19 protein-coding genes are annotated in these 15940 nt (G+C 67.0%); 7 read left to right on the forward strand and 12 right to left on the reverse strand.

Going from position 1 to position 15940, the window contains the following annotated elements; translation table 11 throughout:
* Positions 1–143 precede the first annotated feature (143 nt).
* Positions 144–518, reverse strand: a complete 375-nt coding sequence (locus tag ACX80H_RS09660; RefSeq protein WP_459312884.1) for a GNAT family N-acetyltransferase — start codon at positions 516–518, stop codon at positions 144–146.
* Positions 519–703: 185 nt separating this feature from the next.
* Between ACX80H_RS09660 and ACX80H_RS09665 the strand changes: the two genes are divergently transcribed.
* Both ACX80H_RS09665 and ACX80H_RS09670 read left to right on the forward strand, forming a co-directional pair.
* Complete coding sequence (locus ACX80H_RS09665) at positions 704–1195, forward strand: winged helix-turn-helix transcriptional regulator (protein ID WP_459312885.1); 492 nt, start codon at positions 704–706, stop codon at positions 1193–1195.
* Positions 1192–2532: an MFS transporter gene (locus ACX80H_RS09670; protein ID WP_459312886.1), complete on the forward strand. Its 1341-nt coding sequence runs from the start codon at positions 1192–1194 to the stop codon at positions 2530–2532. Before ACX80H_RS09665 ends, ACX80H_RS09670 begins: the two co-directional genes overlap by 4 nt.
* Positions 2533–2544: 12 nt before the next feature.
* Here the strand turns inward: ACX80H_RS09670 and ACX80H_RS09675 are convergent, their stop codons facing one another.
* The 6 genes from ACX80H_RS09675 to ACX80H_RS09700 form a co-directional block, all read right to left on the reverse strand.
* Positions 2545–4110, reverse strand: a complete 1566-nt coding sequence (locus ACX80H_RS09675) for a 5-oxoprolinase subunit B/C family protein (RefSeq protein WP_459312887.1) — start codon at positions 4108–4110, stop codon at positions 2545–2547.
* A complete protein-coding gene (locus tag ACX80H_RS09680) occupies positions 4097–4855 on the reverse strand; it encodes a LamB/YcsF family protein (RefSeq protein WP_459312889.1) in 759 nt (252 codons plus the stop codon). Before ACX80H_RS09680 ends, ACX80H_RS09675 begins: the two co-directional genes overlap by 14 nt.
* 83 nt (positions 4856–4938) lie before the next feature.
* A complete protein-coding gene (locus tag ACX80H_RS09685) occupies positions 4939–5190 on the reverse strand; it encodes a CDGSH iron-sulfur domain-containing protein (RefSeq protein WP_459312891.1) in 252 nt (83 codons plus the stop codon).
* Positions 5187–6221 carry an iron-containing redox enzyme family protein gene (locus tag ACX80H_RS09690; protein ID WP_459312893.1) on the reverse strand — a complete coding sequence of 345 codons (1035 nt, stop codon included), beginning with the start codon at positions 6219–6221 and terminating at the stop codon, positions 5187–5189. The genes ACX80H_RS09685 and ACX80H_RS09690 overlap by 4 nt, the downstream gene beginning before the upstream one ends.
* Before the next feature lie 253 nt (positions 6222–6474).
* On the reverse strand, positions 6475–6936 hold the full coding sequence (locus ACX80H_RS09695) for a DUF4383 domain-containing protein (RefSeq protein ID WP_459312895.1): 462 nt from the start codon (positions 6934–6936) through the stop codon (positions 6475–6477).
* Positions 6937–6968: 32 nt separating this feature from the next.
* The gene (locus ACX80H_RS09700; RefSeq protein WP_459312896.1) at positions 6969–7850 is read right to left on the reverse strand and encodes a manganese catalase; all 882 of its coding nucleotides are present in this window, start codon (positions 7848–7850) and stop codon (positions 6969–6971) included.
* Positions 7851–8131: 281 nt separating this feature from the next.
* Here ACX80H_RS09700 and ACX80H_RS09705 point away from each other — a divergent pair, with 281 nt between their 5' ends.
* The 3 genes from ACX80H_RS09705 to ACX80H_RS09715 are packed head-to-tail and all read left to right on the forward strand — an operon-like array spanning position 8132 to position 10109.
* Positions 8132–8965 carry a hypothetical protein gene (locus tag ACX80H_RS09705; protein WP_459312898.1) on the forward strand — a complete coding sequence of 278 codons (834 nt, stop codon included), beginning with the start codon at positions 8132–8134 and terminating at the stop codon, positions 8963–8965.
* Complete coding sequence (locus ACX80H_RS09710) at positions 8965–9417, forward strand: phage holin family protein (RefSeq protein WP_459312900.1); 453 nt, start codon at positions 8965–8967, stop codon at positions 9415–9417. The genes ACX80H_RS09705 and ACX80H_RS09710 overlap by 1 nt, the downstream gene beginning before the upstream one ends.
* On the forward strand, positions 9414–10109 hold the full coding sequence (locus tag ACX80H_RS09715; RefSeq protein WP_459312902.1) for a DUF3618 domain-containing protein: 696 nt from the start codon (positions 9414–9416) through the stop codon (positions 10107–10109). The genes ACX80H_RS09710 and ACX80H_RS09715 overlap by 4 nt, the downstream gene beginning before the upstream one ends.
* A 94-nt stretch (positions 10110–10203) precedes the next feature.
* On the opposite strand, the gene ACX80H_RS09720 is transcribed toward ACX80H_RS09715, so the two are convergent.
* Together ACX80H_RS09720 and ACX80H_RS09725 are read right to left on the reverse strand one after the other, a co-directional pair.
* Positions 10204–10749 (reverse strand): cysteine hydrolase family protein, encoded by a 546-nt coding sequence (locus ACX80H_RS09720; RefSeq protein ID WP_459312904.1) that lies wholly within the window; start codon positions 10747–10749, stop codon positions 10204–10206.
* Positions 10750–10777: 28 nt separating this feature from the next.
* Positions 10778–11161 carry a hypothetical protein gene (locus ACX80H_RS09725; protein ID WP_459312906.1) on the reverse strand — a complete coding sequence of 128 codons (384 nt, stop codon included), beginning with the start codon at positions 11159–11161 and terminating at the stop codon, positions 10778–10780.
* Between the two features lie 333 nt (positions 11162–11494).
* Here ACX80H_RS09725 and ACX80H_RS09730 point away from each other — a divergent pair, with 333 nt between their 5' ends.
* On the forward strand, positions 11495–12415 hold the full coding sequence (locus ACX80H_RS09730; protein WP_459312908.1) for a DUF2382 domain-containing protein: 921 nt from the start codon (positions 11495–11497) through the stop codon (positions 12413–12415).
* 229 nt (positions 12416–12644) lie between these two features.
* Entirely contained in the window at positions 12645–13067 is a 423-nt protein-coding gene (locus tag ACX80H_RS09735; protein ID WP_087071876.1) for a MarR family winged helix-turn-helix transcriptional regulator, read from the forward strand.
* Here the strand turns inward: ACX80H_RS09735 and dnaB are convergent.
* The 3 genes from dnaB to rpsR all read right to left on the reverse strand — a co-directional run bounded on the left by dnaB (position 13064) and on the right by rpsR (position 15855).
* Positions 13064–14440 carry a replicative DNA helicase gene (gene dnaB, locus ACX80H_RS09740; RefSeq protein ID WP_087071875.1) on the reverse strand — a complete coding sequence of 459 codons (1377 nt, stop codon included), beginning with the start codon at positions 14438–14440 and terminating at the stop codon, positions 13064–13066. The genes ACX80H_RS09735 and dnaB overlap by 4 nt on opposite strands.
* Positions 14441–15150: 710 nt before the next feature.
* Positions 15151–15600: a 50S ribosomal protein L9 gene (rplI, locus tag ACX80H_RS09745; protein WP_087071874.1), complete on the reverse strand. Its 450-nt coding sequence runs from the start codon at positions 15598–15600 to the stop codon at positions 15151–15153.
* A 15-nt stretch (positions 15601–15615) separates the two neighbouring features.
* Entirely contained in the window at positions 15616–15855 is a 240-nt protein-coding gene (gene rpsR / locus ACX80H_RS09750) for a 30S ribosomal protein S18 (protein WP_005273147.1), read from the reverse strand.
* Between the last annotated feature and the right edge of the window lie 85 nt (positions 15856–15940).

Below are 15940 nucleotides of genomic sequence, written 5' to 3' on the forward strand. Positions count from 1 at the left end.
GTTCATGCGTCGCTCGTTATATGCCACTCGTTATATATGGTGCGGCTGTCGTCCCTGGGCCCCCGGCCTGCAGCCGGGAATGGCAGGCCACGGCCGACATGGCCGCGCGGCGGGTCGACCGCGCGGGGACGGAGGTCTGCGCCTCAGAGCCGCAGGGCGTTGAGCTGCGCGAGGGCTTCGTCGGGGCCGACGGCCGTGATGCCGTGCACGCGCGCCCAGGACGTGAGTTCCTCCGTGATGGCCTGGGACACCCCGGACCAGCGGGCGTAGGGCAGGACGTAGATGGAGTCGATGTCGGCGTGCGTGGGGCCGAGGAGCCGCAGGCCGCCACAACCGACCGGCTGCCCCGTGGCGAGTTCGTAGGCGATGAGGAAGACGGCGATGCCGTCTCCGTCGTCGGCCCGCACGGGAAGGGCGCTCGGCCCCCGTCCTCGCTCGTTCTCGGCACGCAGCGCTTCCCGCAGCCCTGTGGCTACGGGGTTGGTCCAGGGGACCTGTCGAACCCTCAGCGTCTGCATTGCCGCCTCCTGTGGAAGTGTTGTGCTTCCTACGCTACGGAGCGGCGGTTTCGGCCGCATTTCGGTCCGCGAAACTCCATGTGCACGTCTTCCCACCTGCCACCCGGGAACCGTGGGTGCTCCTGGCGGGGCAGCCCCCTGCCCCCCTCTGGCTTTCCTGAAGGAAGTAGCCTACGATCGCCCGCATGCCCCTGAGATCCGATTGGTCCGACAGCCAGTGCCCTCTTGCCCGTGGGCTCGAGGTCCTGGGTGATCCGTGGAGCCTCCTCGTCCTGCGCGAGGTCTTCTTCGGCCAGGCCCGGTTCGAGGACATCAAGGCCTCGACCGGTATCGCAGACAGCGTCCTCAGCAAGCGGCTTGCTGCCCTCACCGCGCACGGCCTGCTCGTCCGGAGGCCGTACGACGACGAATCCGGCAGGACACGCCACGAGTACGTGCTGACGCCGAAGGGCGAAGGCACGCTGCCGGTCCTCAATGCCATGATCCACTTCGCCGAGGAGCACCTCGGAGCACCCTCGGACTCCGCGCACATGCAGATCGTCCACTCCTCCTGCGGTCGCAGGACCACCAGCGCGGACAGGTGCGACGCGTGCCGCGAGGAACTCACCGCCGATACGACGACGTGGGTGAGTTTCGCCCGCGGGGGCGGACCGGTCCAGCTCGCGGGTGCGCGATGAGCCGCGCCATCAGGGAGCGCCGGGGCCTGAGTATCCACCCGGCCTGGATCGTGGCCGCCGTGGCCTTCCTGACACTCGTCGGAGCCGCAGGGTTCCGTGCCGCTCCGTCCGTGCTGATGGTCCCCCTCGAGCAGGAGTTCGGGTGGTCCCGTGGCATCCTGTCCCTGGCCGTGAGCATCAACCTCGTCCTCTTCGGGCTCACGGCACCCTTCGCCGCCGCCCTCATGGAGAGGTTCGGTGTCCGCAGGGTCACCTCCTTCGCCCTCCTGGTCATCGGCGCCGGAAGCGCCCTGACCGTCTTTGTCCGGGAGCCCTGGCAGATCCTCCTCACGTGGGGCGTCCTGATCGGGATCGGAACCGGAAGCATCGCCCTCGTCTTCGCGGCGACCATCGCCTCCACCTGGTTCGTCCGCCGTCGCGGTCTCGTGGTTGGGATCCTGACCGCGGGCAGTGCGGCCGGGCAACTCGTGTTCCTCCCCGTGATGGCCGTGCTGGTCGAGGTGGCGGACTGGCGGACGGCTTCACTGGTCATCGCGGCGGGCGCACTCGTGGTGATACCCCTCGTGCTCCTCTGGGTGCGCAACTCCCCTGCGGACCTCGGCGTCCGCCCCTACGGCGCGGCTCCGGGCGATGAAGGGACGGAAGAACCCCCCGCACCGCGAACGGTCGGCTCGACCAACGCCGCGGTGCGGGCGCTGCGTGCGCTCCACGCGGCGTCCCACCACCGCACGTTCTGGGCGCTGGCCCTCGGCTTCGCCATCTGCGGGGCGACGACGAACGGCCTCATCGGCACCCACTTCATACCGTCCGCCCACGACCACGGCATGCCGACGACGACGGCCGCGGGGCTCCTCGCCGTCATCGGGATCTTCGACATCGTGGGAACCATCGCCTCCGGCTGGCTCACCGACCGCTACAACCCCAAGGTGCTCCTCGCCGGCTACTACCTCTTCCGCGGCCTCAGCCTCCTCGTGCTGCCCGCACTGCTGGCAGCGACCGTACGGCCGCCGATGGTCATCTTCATCGTCATCTACGGGCTGGACTGGGTGGCGACGGTGCCTCCGACGGTCGCCCTGTGCCGGAGTGCGTTCGGCGCCGACGGGCCCCTCGTGTTCGGGTGGGTGTTCGCAGCGCACCAGCTCGGCGCGGCCGCCGCAGCCGTGGGAGCGGGGCTCATCCGGGACACGACGGGCGAGTACACGATCGCCTGGTTCGGGGCGGCCGTCCTGTGCGTCGTGGCGGTGCTGCTCACCGTCCTGGTGCGCCAGGACACGGAGACGGCGCCGCGGCGGGACGCAGGCACCGAGGCCCTCGTCCCGGCTGACGACCGACACTGACGACGCGGGAGGTCAAGTCCGGAAACGGACCACGGCGCCGGGCGGCAGTTGTGCCGCGCGGTCCAGGTCCGCAGAGGCGACGACGGCGATCACCGGGTACCCTCCCGTGACCGGATGGTCGGCCAGGAACAGCACCGGCAGGCCCGACGGCGGTACCTGCAGGGCTCCGCGCACCGTGCCTTCGCTCGGCAGTTCTCCCTCGCGGGTACGCCTCAGGGACGGGCCGTCGAGCCGCAGGCCGATCCGATTGGACTGCGGGGTGACCGTCCAGTCCGTTCCGCACAGGCGGGCGATCGCGTCGTCGTCGAACCAGTCGTCCCGGGGGCCCGGGACCACCCGCAGGACCTCCGGAGCCCCCGGCCGCCGCGGGACCTCCGGGGAACCGACTGCCGACCGCTCCGGCGGCCCCACCGGCAGGCCTCCACCCCTCACCAGTGCGGGAGGGCCGAGTCCCGACATCGAATCCGTCGACCGGCTGCCCAGCACCTCCTCGCTGGCGAATCCACCGCGCACAGCCGTGTAGGCACGCAGGCCCGACATCGGAGGGGATTGCCGCAGCACCTCGCCATGCCGCAGCAGGAAGGGCGAGCAGAGGGACGCCTCGCGCTCGCTGCCGTCGATCCGGGCAATGGTCAGGTCCACGTGGGCACCGGTCACCGCGAGCACCTGGTCCTCCACGGCCTGAAGGGCAAGTCCCCCGTTGAGGCTCTCGATGACCGCCGAGCCGGCAGCATTTCCCACGAGCCTGTTCGCCTGCCGGAGAGCGGCGCGGTCCAGCGCCCCTGCTTCGGCGACACCGAGTGCCATGCGGCCGGGCCTGCCGAGGTCCTGCAGCGTGCTGTAGAGGCCGGGGTCGACGACGGTGAGGCCACCCTGTCCGGCTGGAGGGGCGGGAGCCGCCCCGGCCTGCACCGCGGCCACCTCGACCAGTTCGCGGACCGCAGTGAACCGGACCCGGTTGCCGGGTCGAATGAGGGCAGGTTGCGCGCGGCGGGTGTCCCATAGAACGGCGGTGGTACGGCCGATGAGCTGCCAGCCGCCGGGCGACTCGCGCGGGTACACTGCCGAGAAGGTGCCGGCGAGCGCCACGGATCCTGCCGGAACCGCCGTGCGGGGCGAGTCCCGCCGTGGGACCTCCAGGCGGGGGTCCCCGCCCGTGAGGTAGGCGAACCCCGGGGCGAAACCGCCGAAGGCCGCGATCCAGGGCGTCGCCGTATGGGCCGTGATGACGGCGTCCTCGCTCAGGCCCGTCAGCCGGGCCACCCCGGCGAGGTCTACGCCGCCGTAGTGCACGTCGATGGTGACGAGCGTGTCGTCCTGCTCGGCGGGCAGGGACGCATCCATCACACGGAGGCGGCCCGCGAGCGCCACCACCTGGCGGGTTTCCTGGACCGTGACCAGGAGCGTGCAGGCGGCAGCCACCACGTCCATCTGACCCTCCACCGGGTGTTCCTGGAGTTGCGCCTGCACGCTGAGCACCTCCGGGAGGCCGGGCAGTTCGATGAGCAGCCCGCGGTCCCCGACGGGCCGCAGAGTACTGCCGGCCTGCTGCGGGCCGGCCGTGTCAGGCGAAGGCACCGACCGTCACGCCCGCGGACGTGAGCGCACGGCGCACCGCTGCCGCCATCGCGACGGCGCCCGGCGTGTCCCCATGGACGCAGATGCTCTCGGCGTCGATCCGGATGCGGGAACCGTCGATCGCCACCACTTCCCTCTCTGCTGCGATGCGCAGGACGTGCTCGACGACGTCGGACTCCTCCTTGAGCACGGCCCCGCGCTCCCGCCGGGAGACGAGCGCGCCGTCGGGCAGGTAGGCCCTGTCCGCGAAGGCCTCGACGACCGTGCGGAGCCCGGCCGAGCGTGCCTCCGCCTCGATGACGGAGTTCGGCAGCACCAGGAGCGGCAGCGCGTCATCCACCTCGAGGACCGCCTGCACCACGGCGCGTGCCTGGCCCTCGTGCACGGCGATCGTGTTGTACAGCGCACCATGTGGCTTCACGTACTTCACCACCGTGCCCGCCGCGCGTGCCAGGGCCTGCAGTGCTCCGATCTGGTAGATCACGTCGTCGGTCAGTTCGGAGGGGTCGACGTCGATGAACCGCCGGCCGAAGCCTGCCAGGTCCCGGTAGCCGGGGTGCGCACCGACGGTGACCCCGGCCGAAGCGGCCGCCGCACACGTGACCCGGATCCCCGTCGGGTCTCCGGCGTGGAACCCGCAGGCCACGTTGACGCTGGAGACCGACTCGATGATGCGGGCGTCGTCTCCGAACGTCCAGTTGCCGAACGATTCTCCGACATCGCTGTTCAGGTCCATTGCCGCCATGTGGCCTCCGTTCAGGCTTCGGGTCCCGCGTTCCAGTCCAGCATGCCCGACGGACGGCCTTCAACCCGGACGCCGGGCGGCTGTCAGGGCTCCGACTTGAACCCGGTGAGCTTGTGCGAGCCGTCGCAGTAGGGCTTGAGCACGGACGCGCCGCACCGGCAGAGCGCCACCGTCCGCCGGGTGCGCGGCAGTTCGTTGCCGTCCGCACCGACGAGTTCGAAGTCGCCACGGACGAGGAGCGGACCGTTGGGGCAGGCGACGATGGACACCGGGGTACTGCCGGAGTTGAGCGGGCGCTCCGGTGTCGGCTCGGACACGCCGGGTGCCTCGCTCACGAAGCCATCGATTCCGAGGCCCGCAACGACGAGCGGCCCGCCTCCCAGGCCTTCATGATGTGGACCGTCATGAGCCCGTCGACGGCGAGTCCGGCGGCAGCTCCGAACAGGACGTCCTGCAGCAGTCGCGGATCGGACTCGACCAGTCCGCCGGCCATGTCCCGCCCGGCGATCTGCTCGTGGACGGCGTCGGCCTCGACGTGTTCGTCGAAGTACTCGAGCGCGTCCTCGCCGTGTCCGAGGCGCTTGAAACCCCGTGAGTACAGGCGGTTCGGCTGCGATGACGTCATCTCGTAGGCGGCCAGGTGTCCGACGATCGCCCCGCGGAGCCGGCGGTTGAGGCCGAACAGCGACATGAGGTTGTTCACCGCCAGGGTGATCGCGGGAGTGGCATCGAGATAAGCGCCATACGAGTCGTCCATGCCGAATTCACGCATGGTGCGGGCGAAGAGCGCGGAGTGCATCCGCGCGGGCAGGCCGTTCCCGTACTCGTCGGCCTGGATCTCCACGAGGGCTGCCTTGGACCGGCCGGTGAGACGCGGGATCGCCCACGTGTGCGGGTCGGCTTCCTTGAGCTGGTAGATGGACTTGTGCACGAGGAACTCGCGGAGTTGCTCGTTCGTCGCGGACTTCGCCACGTACCGGGACATGCTCGGACCCGAATCCTCGCTGGTCATGCGGAACAGCTCAGCGCACACGGCCTCGCTGGTCGCCCCCGGCAGGTCACCCAGGACGACTTCGTCCCGTACCCTGCGCTCGAAGGCCGCCTCGAGTTGCTGCCGCACGCGCAGGAGGTCCGGGTTCCATTCCCAGTCGTCGCCCGCGCCATCGATTCCGCTGTAGTGCAGCTCGTACAGGCAGAAGAGCGCAAGCTGGAGGTCGTCGTCGTGCAGGATGTCCGCCGTTTCGGAGAGCGCGGCCTCGACGAGCACGCCGAGCCGCTCGAGCGCATCCTGCTGCGAGTCGGTTGTTCCGGCGATGATGGCCAGGACTAGCGCGCTGACTTCTCCGCGCGGGGAGGGCTGCTTCATCAAGGACCTCTCTGTCGACAGGGCTACCCCATGGGGCCGGGGCGTCAATGCTAAGCGTACTTCGCTTTCGCGCGTCGTGGTGTCCGTCGCCGCGAGGGCCCGGTACGACGACGCCGGATCGAGGGGTACCCGGTGGTACCCCTCGATCCGGCGTCATGGTCCGACACTCGACGCGCCGTGTCCGTGATGCTGATTACCTGTGCGGATTCGAGCTGCCGCACACCGGACTCCCGCCCCGGGGCGGAGGTCCCGGTCAGACGCGGCGCGTGGCGGAGCGGTCGCGGCGACCGAGCGCGAGCGCCAGGCCGATCATGCCCACCGCGAGCAGGAAGTGCAGCCAGTCATCCGCGGTGTTCAGCGGGACGAAGTTGGCCGACGACTCCTGGCCGATCACGAGTCCGTAGAGCCACAGGATGGCGTAGATGATCCCGCCACCGAGGAGGTACGAGCGCGCCCCGGACACCGTCCTCGACATGGCCACGCCGGCGATGCCGAACAACAGGTGGACGATGTTGTGGAGGATCGAGACCTGGAAGATCCCGAGCAGCATCGCCTCCGACTGGTGTCCGGCGAACATCATGGTGTTGTAGTTCGAGGTGATCCCGGGAATGAAGCCTAGGATTCCGACCAGCAGGAAGACGACGCCTACTGCCTGCGCAGCGCGTTGCAGTGAGGTGCGGCCACTCTCCACCGTGCGGTTGTTCGTATTTGTCATGACAGTCTCCTTCTCTTCGGTAGTGCGATGGGTTATTCGCGGTTCAGCTTGTCCTGCACGGTGCCCGCTATCTTCTCGACGGTGTTCGGGATCTCCGTGGTCCCGTAGAAACGGGAGTCCGGATGGGTGGCCGGCGGCATGGGCGCACTCGTGGTGGGGCCCTCGTGGTAGGTGAATTCACCCTTCCCGTCCGGGCTCGGTCCGGAAGCCCAGCGGCCCTCGGCCGCCGCCTTGCCGTCCGAGAAGTTGAGGTACTGGTAGGAGACCTCCCGGGCTTCCTTCTTGATCGGGAAGTTGCTCGGTACGGGCATCTCCTCGAGCTTCGATTCCTGCAGCTCTCTGGCGGCCGCCATCCACTGGTTCTGGTGCATGGTGTCCCGTGCAAGCAGGAAGGACAGCATGTCCCGGACCCCGTGGTCGTCCGTCATGTGGTAGAGGCGGGCCACCTGCAGCCGGCCCTGCATCTCTGCGTTCGCATTCGCGGTGAAGTCCGCGAGCAGGTTACCGCTCGCCGTCACGTAGCTGCCCTGCCAGGGGTTGCCCATACTGTCCACGGGTCGGGCACCTGCTCCGGCCACGATCGCGTGCTGGAGGTCGGTACCCCCGATCACAGCGGCGATGGCGGGATCGGACTGTACGGCATCCTCGGTGATCCCGAGCGGCGCTTTCTCCAGCAACTGTGCGATCATCGTCGCCAGCATCTCGACATGCCCCATCTCCTCGGCACCGATCCCGAAGAGCAGGTCACGGTACTTGCCCGGGATGTGGGCGTTCCAGGCCTGGAAGCTGTACTGCAGGGCCACGGTGATCTCGCCGTACTGGCCGCCGAGGACTTCCTGCAGCTTGCGCGCATACACCGCGTCGGGCTTGTCAGGGCTGGCCTTGTACTGCAGCTCTTGCTTGTGGAAAAACACGGGGTGCCACCTCCCACCTAGGGTCCTCGCTGGCTTGGACCCGCTCCTTCTTGAAGCGGCCGCGGAGGTCCTCTTGATTCGACGCTAAGGGCGCCACTAGGATTTTTGGAAGATACTAAGTCTACTTATTTAGATGTTGCGGGATCTTACGAAAGAGCTTGCAAAAGTTAAGGTAAGCATGCTTAGCTTCAGTGATAAGTCCAGCACGAGATGCAGGACCGTCGCATCGAGAACACGATGGAGCGTCCGCGTTAACGGCAATATCAACGTTAGGAAGAACCATGACTACGCAGAATTGGCCGCAGGATCCCCTGGTTCCCTCCACCACAGGCAACGAGTCATCCACTTCGGACCTCGGCGCCCACGAGCTCGGCACCACTGGATCCACCGGCGGTAACTCCGGATCGAAGACTTCCGCTGCCAAGCACCAGGCCCAGCAGGTCGGCCAGGAAGGCAAGGAAGCAGCCAAGAACGTAGCCGGCACCGCCGCCTCCGAGGCGAAGAGTGTCGCCGCCGAGGCCGGATCGCAGGCCAAGAACCTGCTCGGCACGGTGACCTCCGAGGTCAAAAGCCAGGCCGGCACGCAGCAGCAGAAGATCACCGAGGGCATCCGCAGCATCTCCGATGAACTGAAATCCATCGCGGAGAAATCGGACAACCACGTAGTGTCCAGCGTCGTCCAGCAGGCGGCCCAGCGCACCAACTCGGCCGCTTCCTGGCTCGAGGGCCGCGACGCCACCGACATCCTCGAGGACGTCAAGGCCTTCGCCCGCCGCAAGCCCGGAGTATTCCTCGCCATAGCAGCCGGATCGGGACTCGTCGCCGGCCGCCTGACGCGTGGATTGACCGGTAACCGGGAGTCCGAGACATCCGGTTCCGCTCGGAACTTCGCATCGACCGGAACCTCGACGACCGGGACCTATCCCGCTTACACCGAGACGGACTCCGGCCTCTACAGCGGTACCCCCGCTACTGCAGGCTTCGGCGAGACGACCCACGGCCAGCACGTCGCAGGATCCAACCCCGCCTTCGTCGATCCCACGGAGGACTACCCCACCATCCCCCCGGGAACGCCGCCCGTGGGCACCCTGCCGAATGACGGGAGCCTGCGCTGATGGCTGAGGCATACACCGGCGGTGCCCACCAGGCCGCCGCACCCCTACCTACGGAGGCCGAGCAGCGCGCTGCCAATGCCTCGGTAGGTGAACTCCTCGGGGAGGTGACAAAGGACCTCTCCAAGCTCATGCGCCAGGAAGTGGCTCTGGCGAAAGCCGAAGCCACGGAATCGGCGAAGAACGCCGGAAAGGGTGCCGGCATGTTCGCCGGCGCAGCGGTCGGCGGTCACTTCGTCCTCCTGTTCCTGTCCATCGCCCTGATGTGGGGCCTCGGTGCACTCATGCCCCTCGGCTGGGCCGCTCTGATCGTGGCGGTTCTCTGGGGCATCATCGCCGCGGTGCTGGCACTCCAGGGCAAGAAGGAAATGAAGAAGGTCAAGGGTCTCCCACAGACTGCGGAGACCGTCAAAGAGATTCCGCCGACACTGAAACCAGGTGAGCAGACACGATGAGCCAGACGCCAGAAGAGATCCGCGCAGATATTGAACGCACCCGCGAGGAACTGGGCACCAACGTCGACGCCGTGGCAGACAAGGTGAATCCCGCAAATATCGCGCACCGCCAGACCGAGAAGGTCAAGAACAGCTTCAGCAATGTGAAGGAGACCGTCATGGGCAAGGCCGAGGACGTCAAGGACTCCGTTATGGGCAAGGCCGAGGACGTCAAGGACTCCGTGACCGGCAAGGCCGGCGACGTGAAGGACAGCGTCAGGAGCACGGCCGGCAGCGGAAAGGGTACCGCCCAGTCCGCCACAGGCACAGCCAAGGACAAGGCCGCCCAGGCCGGACACGCCGTCCAGAACGCCCCGCGACAGCTTTCCAGCAAGGCTGCCGGCAACCCTCTCGCCGCCGGTCTGATCGCCTTCGGCGCCGGTCTGCTCGTTGCATCGGTCATTCCGGCCAGCCAGAAGGAGCAGGAGGCCGCATCGCAGCTCAAGGAGCAGGCAGCGCCCCTGAAGGAGAAGGTTACCGAGGCCGCGAAGCAGATCGTCGAGGACGTGAAGGAGCCGGTGCAGGATGCCGTCCAGTCCGTAAAGGAATCCGCGACCGATTCGGTGCAGACCGTGAAGGACGAGGGCCAGCAGGCCGCCGGCCACGTCAAGGGCCGCGCCCAGGACGCCACGGCGAACGTCAAGCAGAGCTGACCCACGAGGTACAGATGACGGAGGCCACCGGGATTCGTTCCGGTGGCCTCTGCCGTTCCCGGCTCCGCCGGGGCGAGCTGCGGGGCGCCGCCCGTCAGGTGAGGAGGGCCTCCGCTTCCGACCGGCTGAGGACCGCCTGCCGGTACTCGACGGAGAGGATCTCGAGCATCGCCGCCGCGTACTGGGCGTTGGTGCTGCCGATGGCGTCGAGTGCGTAGCTGACACGGAAGTCGTGCGCGAAAGCATCGGCGCCCGTGTGCGCCACGCAGTTGTGCGTGGAGACTCCGGCGAGGACGAGCCGCTCCACGCCGTGGCTCCGGAGGCGCTCCGCGAGGTCCGTTCCGAAAAAGGCGCTGTCGCGGGTCTTCGTCACAGTCTCCAGCCCTTCGACACGGAGACCCTCGACGGCCTCGGCCTGGTGGGTCCCCCGGAAGATGAATCCCTGGTCGTCATCAAGCATGGAGACGGTCCACGTGGAGCGGTCCGGGAGGTGCTCGGTGCGCGCCACCAGGACTGGCGTCCTTCCGCGCTGCGCAGCATCGATCAGGGCGTTGCAGGCCCCCACCAGAGCTTTCTGAGCGCTGGCAAGGACCTCGTCCTCGAAGAAGGCGTTCTGCATATCGATGATGAGCAGCGCCACCCGGCCCCTCTCCGACCCGACCGAAGCATCAGAGGGCGGCATCCGACTCCCGAGGGGCATCCCGGACAAGCTCCTCGCGTGCGGTGACGTCCGCTTCGAAGGGCACGATGTCCAGTAGGGACGGGTGAAGGCCGATCAGGGCGGCGTCGTGGCCCCCTGCAAGCCCCGGCAGGGCAGCAAGATCCACGGGACCGGGCAAGGTGTCCGGCAAGGCCTCCGCGAGGCGCCGCACGTCAGCTTCGGCCATGGCCGCCGCCTGGGCGATCTGGGCGACCGTGTGGCCCTCGGCAAGGGCCAGTCGGATGGCGGCGCCGCACACCATTGCGAGCCGGTCACGCTCGAACTCGGCGTTCTCGAGGTCCGCGGCAGCGATCATGACCTGATTGATGTGAGGGGGACGTGCGGCTGGCATGGGCGCCTTCCGGTGAGGTGGGCGAGCGCCCGACACACGCCTGTAGGGGCATAGATCGGGTCGTCCTGCAGGATGTTCGGCCGGTGGCTGGACCTTCCAGTCATTCTACGGAAGCACTCGTGGCCGGCAAAGCCGCCCGCAGGCAGTCTTCCTACCGCTGAACCATGGGATCACGGCTACGGATTTCAAGAGGAACGCTAAGCCAGCTTCCAATTAACTACTAAGTGTGCTTACTCTAGAGGCCGGTGGTTCGCCAGGGACTCCGGTCCCGGCGAGACCTACAGCCGAGAATTCCATACCCCTCGCAGTGAGATTACTCAGAAGGAGAAGGAAATGATTACCCAGGAACACATCGATACCCTGCTCGGCAACGGCGGCAACGTCCTCGGTTCTGACGGAGAGAAGATCGGCTCCATCGGCCAGGTCTACCTCGACGACCAGACCGGTGAGCCCAGCTGGGTCACGGCAAAGACGGGCCTGTTCGGCACGTCCGAGTCCTTCATTCCCCTTCAGGGCGCCGACGTCGAAGGCCATGACGTCCGCGTGCCGTACACCAAGCACCAGGTGAAGGATGCCCCTCGGATCGAGACCGACGGCAACCTGAGCCCGGAGGAAGAGGATCGCCTCTACCGCCACTACGAGATCGGTGGCGGCACCAGCGGCTACACCGACACGACGACCACCGGCACGACGACCACCACCGGCACCGTCGGCCAGGGCGACCGCGACGTCGACATCGACACCACATCGGGCCGCCACGCGAACCTGACGGACACGGATACGAGCACCTACTCGGACCGTGGAGCTGTCGGGCACGACACCTCTGGTCCCACCACGGACGAAGCCATGACGCGCTCGGAAGAGCAGCTGCGCGTCGGTACGGAACGCCGTGAGGTAGGCCGCGCCCGCCTGCGCAAGTACGTGGTCACCGAGAACGTCACCACGACCGTTCCCGTCAGCCGCGAGGAAGTCCGCATCGAGCGCGAGCCCATCACGGAAGCCAACCGCGGCGAAGCCCTTGCCGGTCCGGACATCAGCGAGGAGGAGCACGAAGTGACCCTCCACGCCGAGCGCCCCGTCGTCGAGAAGGAAGCCGTCCCTGTCGAGCGCGTGCGTCTCGACAAGCAGACCGTCACCTCGAACGAGACGGTCAGTGGTGAGGTCCGCAAGGAAGAGATCGAGGTCGAAGGCGCGGAGGACACCCGCCGGGGCACCGATCTCGGTGACGACACCCGCCGAGGCGAGAACCTCTAAGCACAATGTGCACGACGAAGGGCCCGGGGCATGGCTCCGGGCCCTTCGTCGTCCTCAGCCGGCCGGCACCCACTCCGGCCGCACCGTCGCGCCCAGGGAACGGTAGAAAGAGCCGCCACCGCGACCTCGCATGATAATAAGCCTGCTGTCTATTTCGGGTGAAATTGTTTAGAGTAAGTAGTAGGAACAAGCGCATCCACCGCGTACAACCGAGGAAGGACACGCCATCGTGCCGGAGTTAAACGATTGGTCGACCAGCCGCCTGCTCACGACCGCGGCCCGCCTCGTCGAGCACTCATGGAACGAGAAGCTCCTGAGCATCGGCATCACGCACGCGGGCCTGACGACCCTCGGCGTTCTCGAACGGGAGGGCACCCTCACGGGGGTGCGTCTGGCGCAACTGGTCCACGTCCAGGCTCAGACCGTTGGCCGGACCCTGGACCGCCTCGAGAAGCGCGGGCTCGTGACGCGCTTGCGCAACACGGCGGATCGCCGCAGTCAGCGCATCACCATCACCTCCGCAGGGCTGAAGGCGCTGGAGCGGGCGAAGAACATTGAGCACGAATTGATGGCCGAGGACGGTCTAGCTTCCGAAGACCTGCGCGATCGCCTGAAGACGGTCATCAACGAACTCGGGCCGAAGAAGGACTAGTAGCCCCCGCCGTCCGCGGCCATGTTGTTGAACCGCGAGTAGTGGCCCTGGAAACCGACCACAAGGGTCTTGGTCGGTCCGTTACGGTGCTTGGCCACGATCACGTCGGCCTCGCCGGCACGGGCCGACTCCTTGTCGTACACGTCGTCACGGTGGAGAAGGATGACCATGTCGGCATCCTGCTCGATCGAGCCCGACTCGCGAAGATCGGAAACCTGCGGGCGCTTGTCCGTCCGCTGCTCGGAACCACGATTCAGCTGTGACAGCGCGACGACCGGCACGTTGAGTTCCTTGGCCAGCAGTTTGAGTGCCCGCGAGAACTCGGACACTTCCTGCTGGCGGGACTCGACGCGCTTGCCCGATGACATCAGTTGGAGGTAGTCCAGCACCACGAGCTTGAGGTCGTGCCGCTGCTTGAGCCGCCGGCACTTGGCCCGGATCTCCATGAGCGACATGTTCGGGCTGTCGTCGATGAACAGGGGCGCGTCGTTCATCCGGCCCATCGTCGTGGCGATCTTGCCCCACTGCTCGTCCTTGATGGTGCCCTTGCGCAGGTCCTGCAGGCCGATGGTGGCCTCGGCGGACAGCAGGCGCATCGCGATCTCGTTGCGCCCCATCTCGAGCGAGAAGAAGACGGTGGTCATATTGTGCTTGATGGCCGCAGAACGCGCCCAGTCCAGGGCGAAGGTGGACTTACCCATGGCGGGACGGGCTGCGACGACGATCATCTGCCCACCGTGCAACCCCTGGGTCAGCTCGTCGAGTTCGTAGAAACCCGTAGGGACGCCGGTCATGCCCTCGCCACGGTGGCCGGCCGACTCGATCTCGTCGACGGTGCCCTCGATGATGTCCTTGAGCGCGACGTAATCCTCAGCCGTGCGGCGCTCAGCGACCGCATACACCTCGGCCTGGGCCGCGTTGACGAGGTCGTCCACCTCGCCGTCGTTGGAGTAGCCGAGCTGGACGATCTTCGTGCCCGCGTCGACGAGTCGGCGAAGGACGGCCCGTTCGCGCACGATCTCGGCGTAGAAGCCGGCATTCGCCGCGGTGGGGACGGACTGGATCAGCGTGTGGAGGTACGCGGGGCCGCCGATGCGGGAGATCTCTCCGCGCTTGGTCAGCTCGTCCGAAACGGTGACGGCGTCGGCCGGTTCCCCACGGCCGTAGAGGTCGATGATGGCCTCGTAGATGCTCTCATGCGCGGGCCGGTAGAAGTCGATGCCTCGAAGCACCTCCACGCAGTCGGCGATGGCATCCTTGGACAGCATCATCCCGCCAAGGACGGACTGCTCGGCGACGAGGTCCTGGGGAGGCGTACGTGAGAATTCCGGGGTACGAGTGTCCGGTGATGAATCTGCATGTGCCAGGGACACTGTAGGGCCTTTCTCCTGCTGTCGATGCGGCAGTCGCCGAGGCGTCCGCCGGAAACCCGGGACGGGTCTGACAGGACAGGCCTATCACTCTCCACCCTCACTATTGGGAATCCCCAGCAACGCTAGACCCCTTCCCGTACTGCACAAAGCGCTGTGCCAACAGGGGGTGTGGGTAAGTGCGAATAACCTGTGGATTACGTGCCATCTCTTGTGCACAGGATGGGGACAACCCTGTGGACAAAGAAATTGTTTGGGCTACAACAGCGCTCTGACCTGCGAAAACGTTATCCCCGGCCTGTGGACTCCTACTAATTTCCCCGCCCCTCCGTCCACAGGTGCTCTGTTGACAACCGACGAAAAGGCGCTTCCATCTGCTCCCGGGAGGCACATATCCCCACCTCTCCATACGGTTCCGGCCCGGAGTGCCATGGGCGCGGGGGCAGGACTAGGCGATATGCAGTTGCCGGTACCCAGGACCTCCCGGAGATCCCGGAAGAAGTCGCTGCGGGACATGTACATCCGGGCATACCGCCTGAGCGTACCCACCCGGGAATGTTGCCGTGCACGGGCCCCGAGGGGACGTCCACGGGTTAAACGCAGGAAACCCCCGCTTCCGCGGAGGCTTCCTGGTGGACCTGGTCTCGCTGCCGGCGTATCAGCGCTGGCGGCTACCCCGAACTCGCTTTGCGAGCCCGGGGCCCCTCGCTGTATCAGCTGGCCACGACGTCCAGGTCGATGACTGCTGCTACGTCCTCGTGGAGACGGACGTTGGCCTGGTACGAACCGACCGACTTGATGTGAGCCGGCAGTTCGACCTTGCGCTTGTCGATCTTGCCGAGGCCTGCGGCCTCAACGGCCTTCGCGACGTCGTCGGCCTTGACGGTGCCGAACAGGCGGCCGGAGCCACCCGCCTTGACAGTCAGGGTGACGGGCTTCGCCGACAGTGCGGCAGCCTGGCGCTGGGCGTCCTCGAGCGATGCGTGCTCGCGGGCGGAGCGAGCAGCCTTGATCGAATCGACCTGCTTCTCGCCACCCTTGCTCCACATCAGGGCGAAACCGCGGGGCAGAAGGTAGTTACGTGCGTAACCGTTCTTCACCTCGACGACGTCGCCTGCGGCACCGAGTCCGGTGACTTCCTGGGTCAGAATGAGCTTCGACATAGTGTGTCCCTTTCCCTAGCCGCGGCCAGCGCCGGAGTACGGCAGGAGTGCAACTTCGCGGGCGTTCTTGATTGCCTGGGCGATCTTGCGCTGCTCCTGCACGGTCACACCGGTGACGCGACGGGCACGGATCTTTCCGCGATCGGAAATGAACTTACGCAGCAGGGCTACGTCCTTGTAGTCGATGACGGTGACGTCAGCGGCCTTCAAGGGGTTGGACTTTGGTTTGGGCTTACGGAGTTCAGCCTTAGCCATCGTGGTGCTCCTTTTTCTGTTGGAGCCCGCAGAACGATTCTGCGGGATGGGAAGTACCAGTTCCTTGCGGAACTGCGGCAGGGGT

It is taken from the genome of Arthrobacter pasteuri, assembly GCF_054510955.1.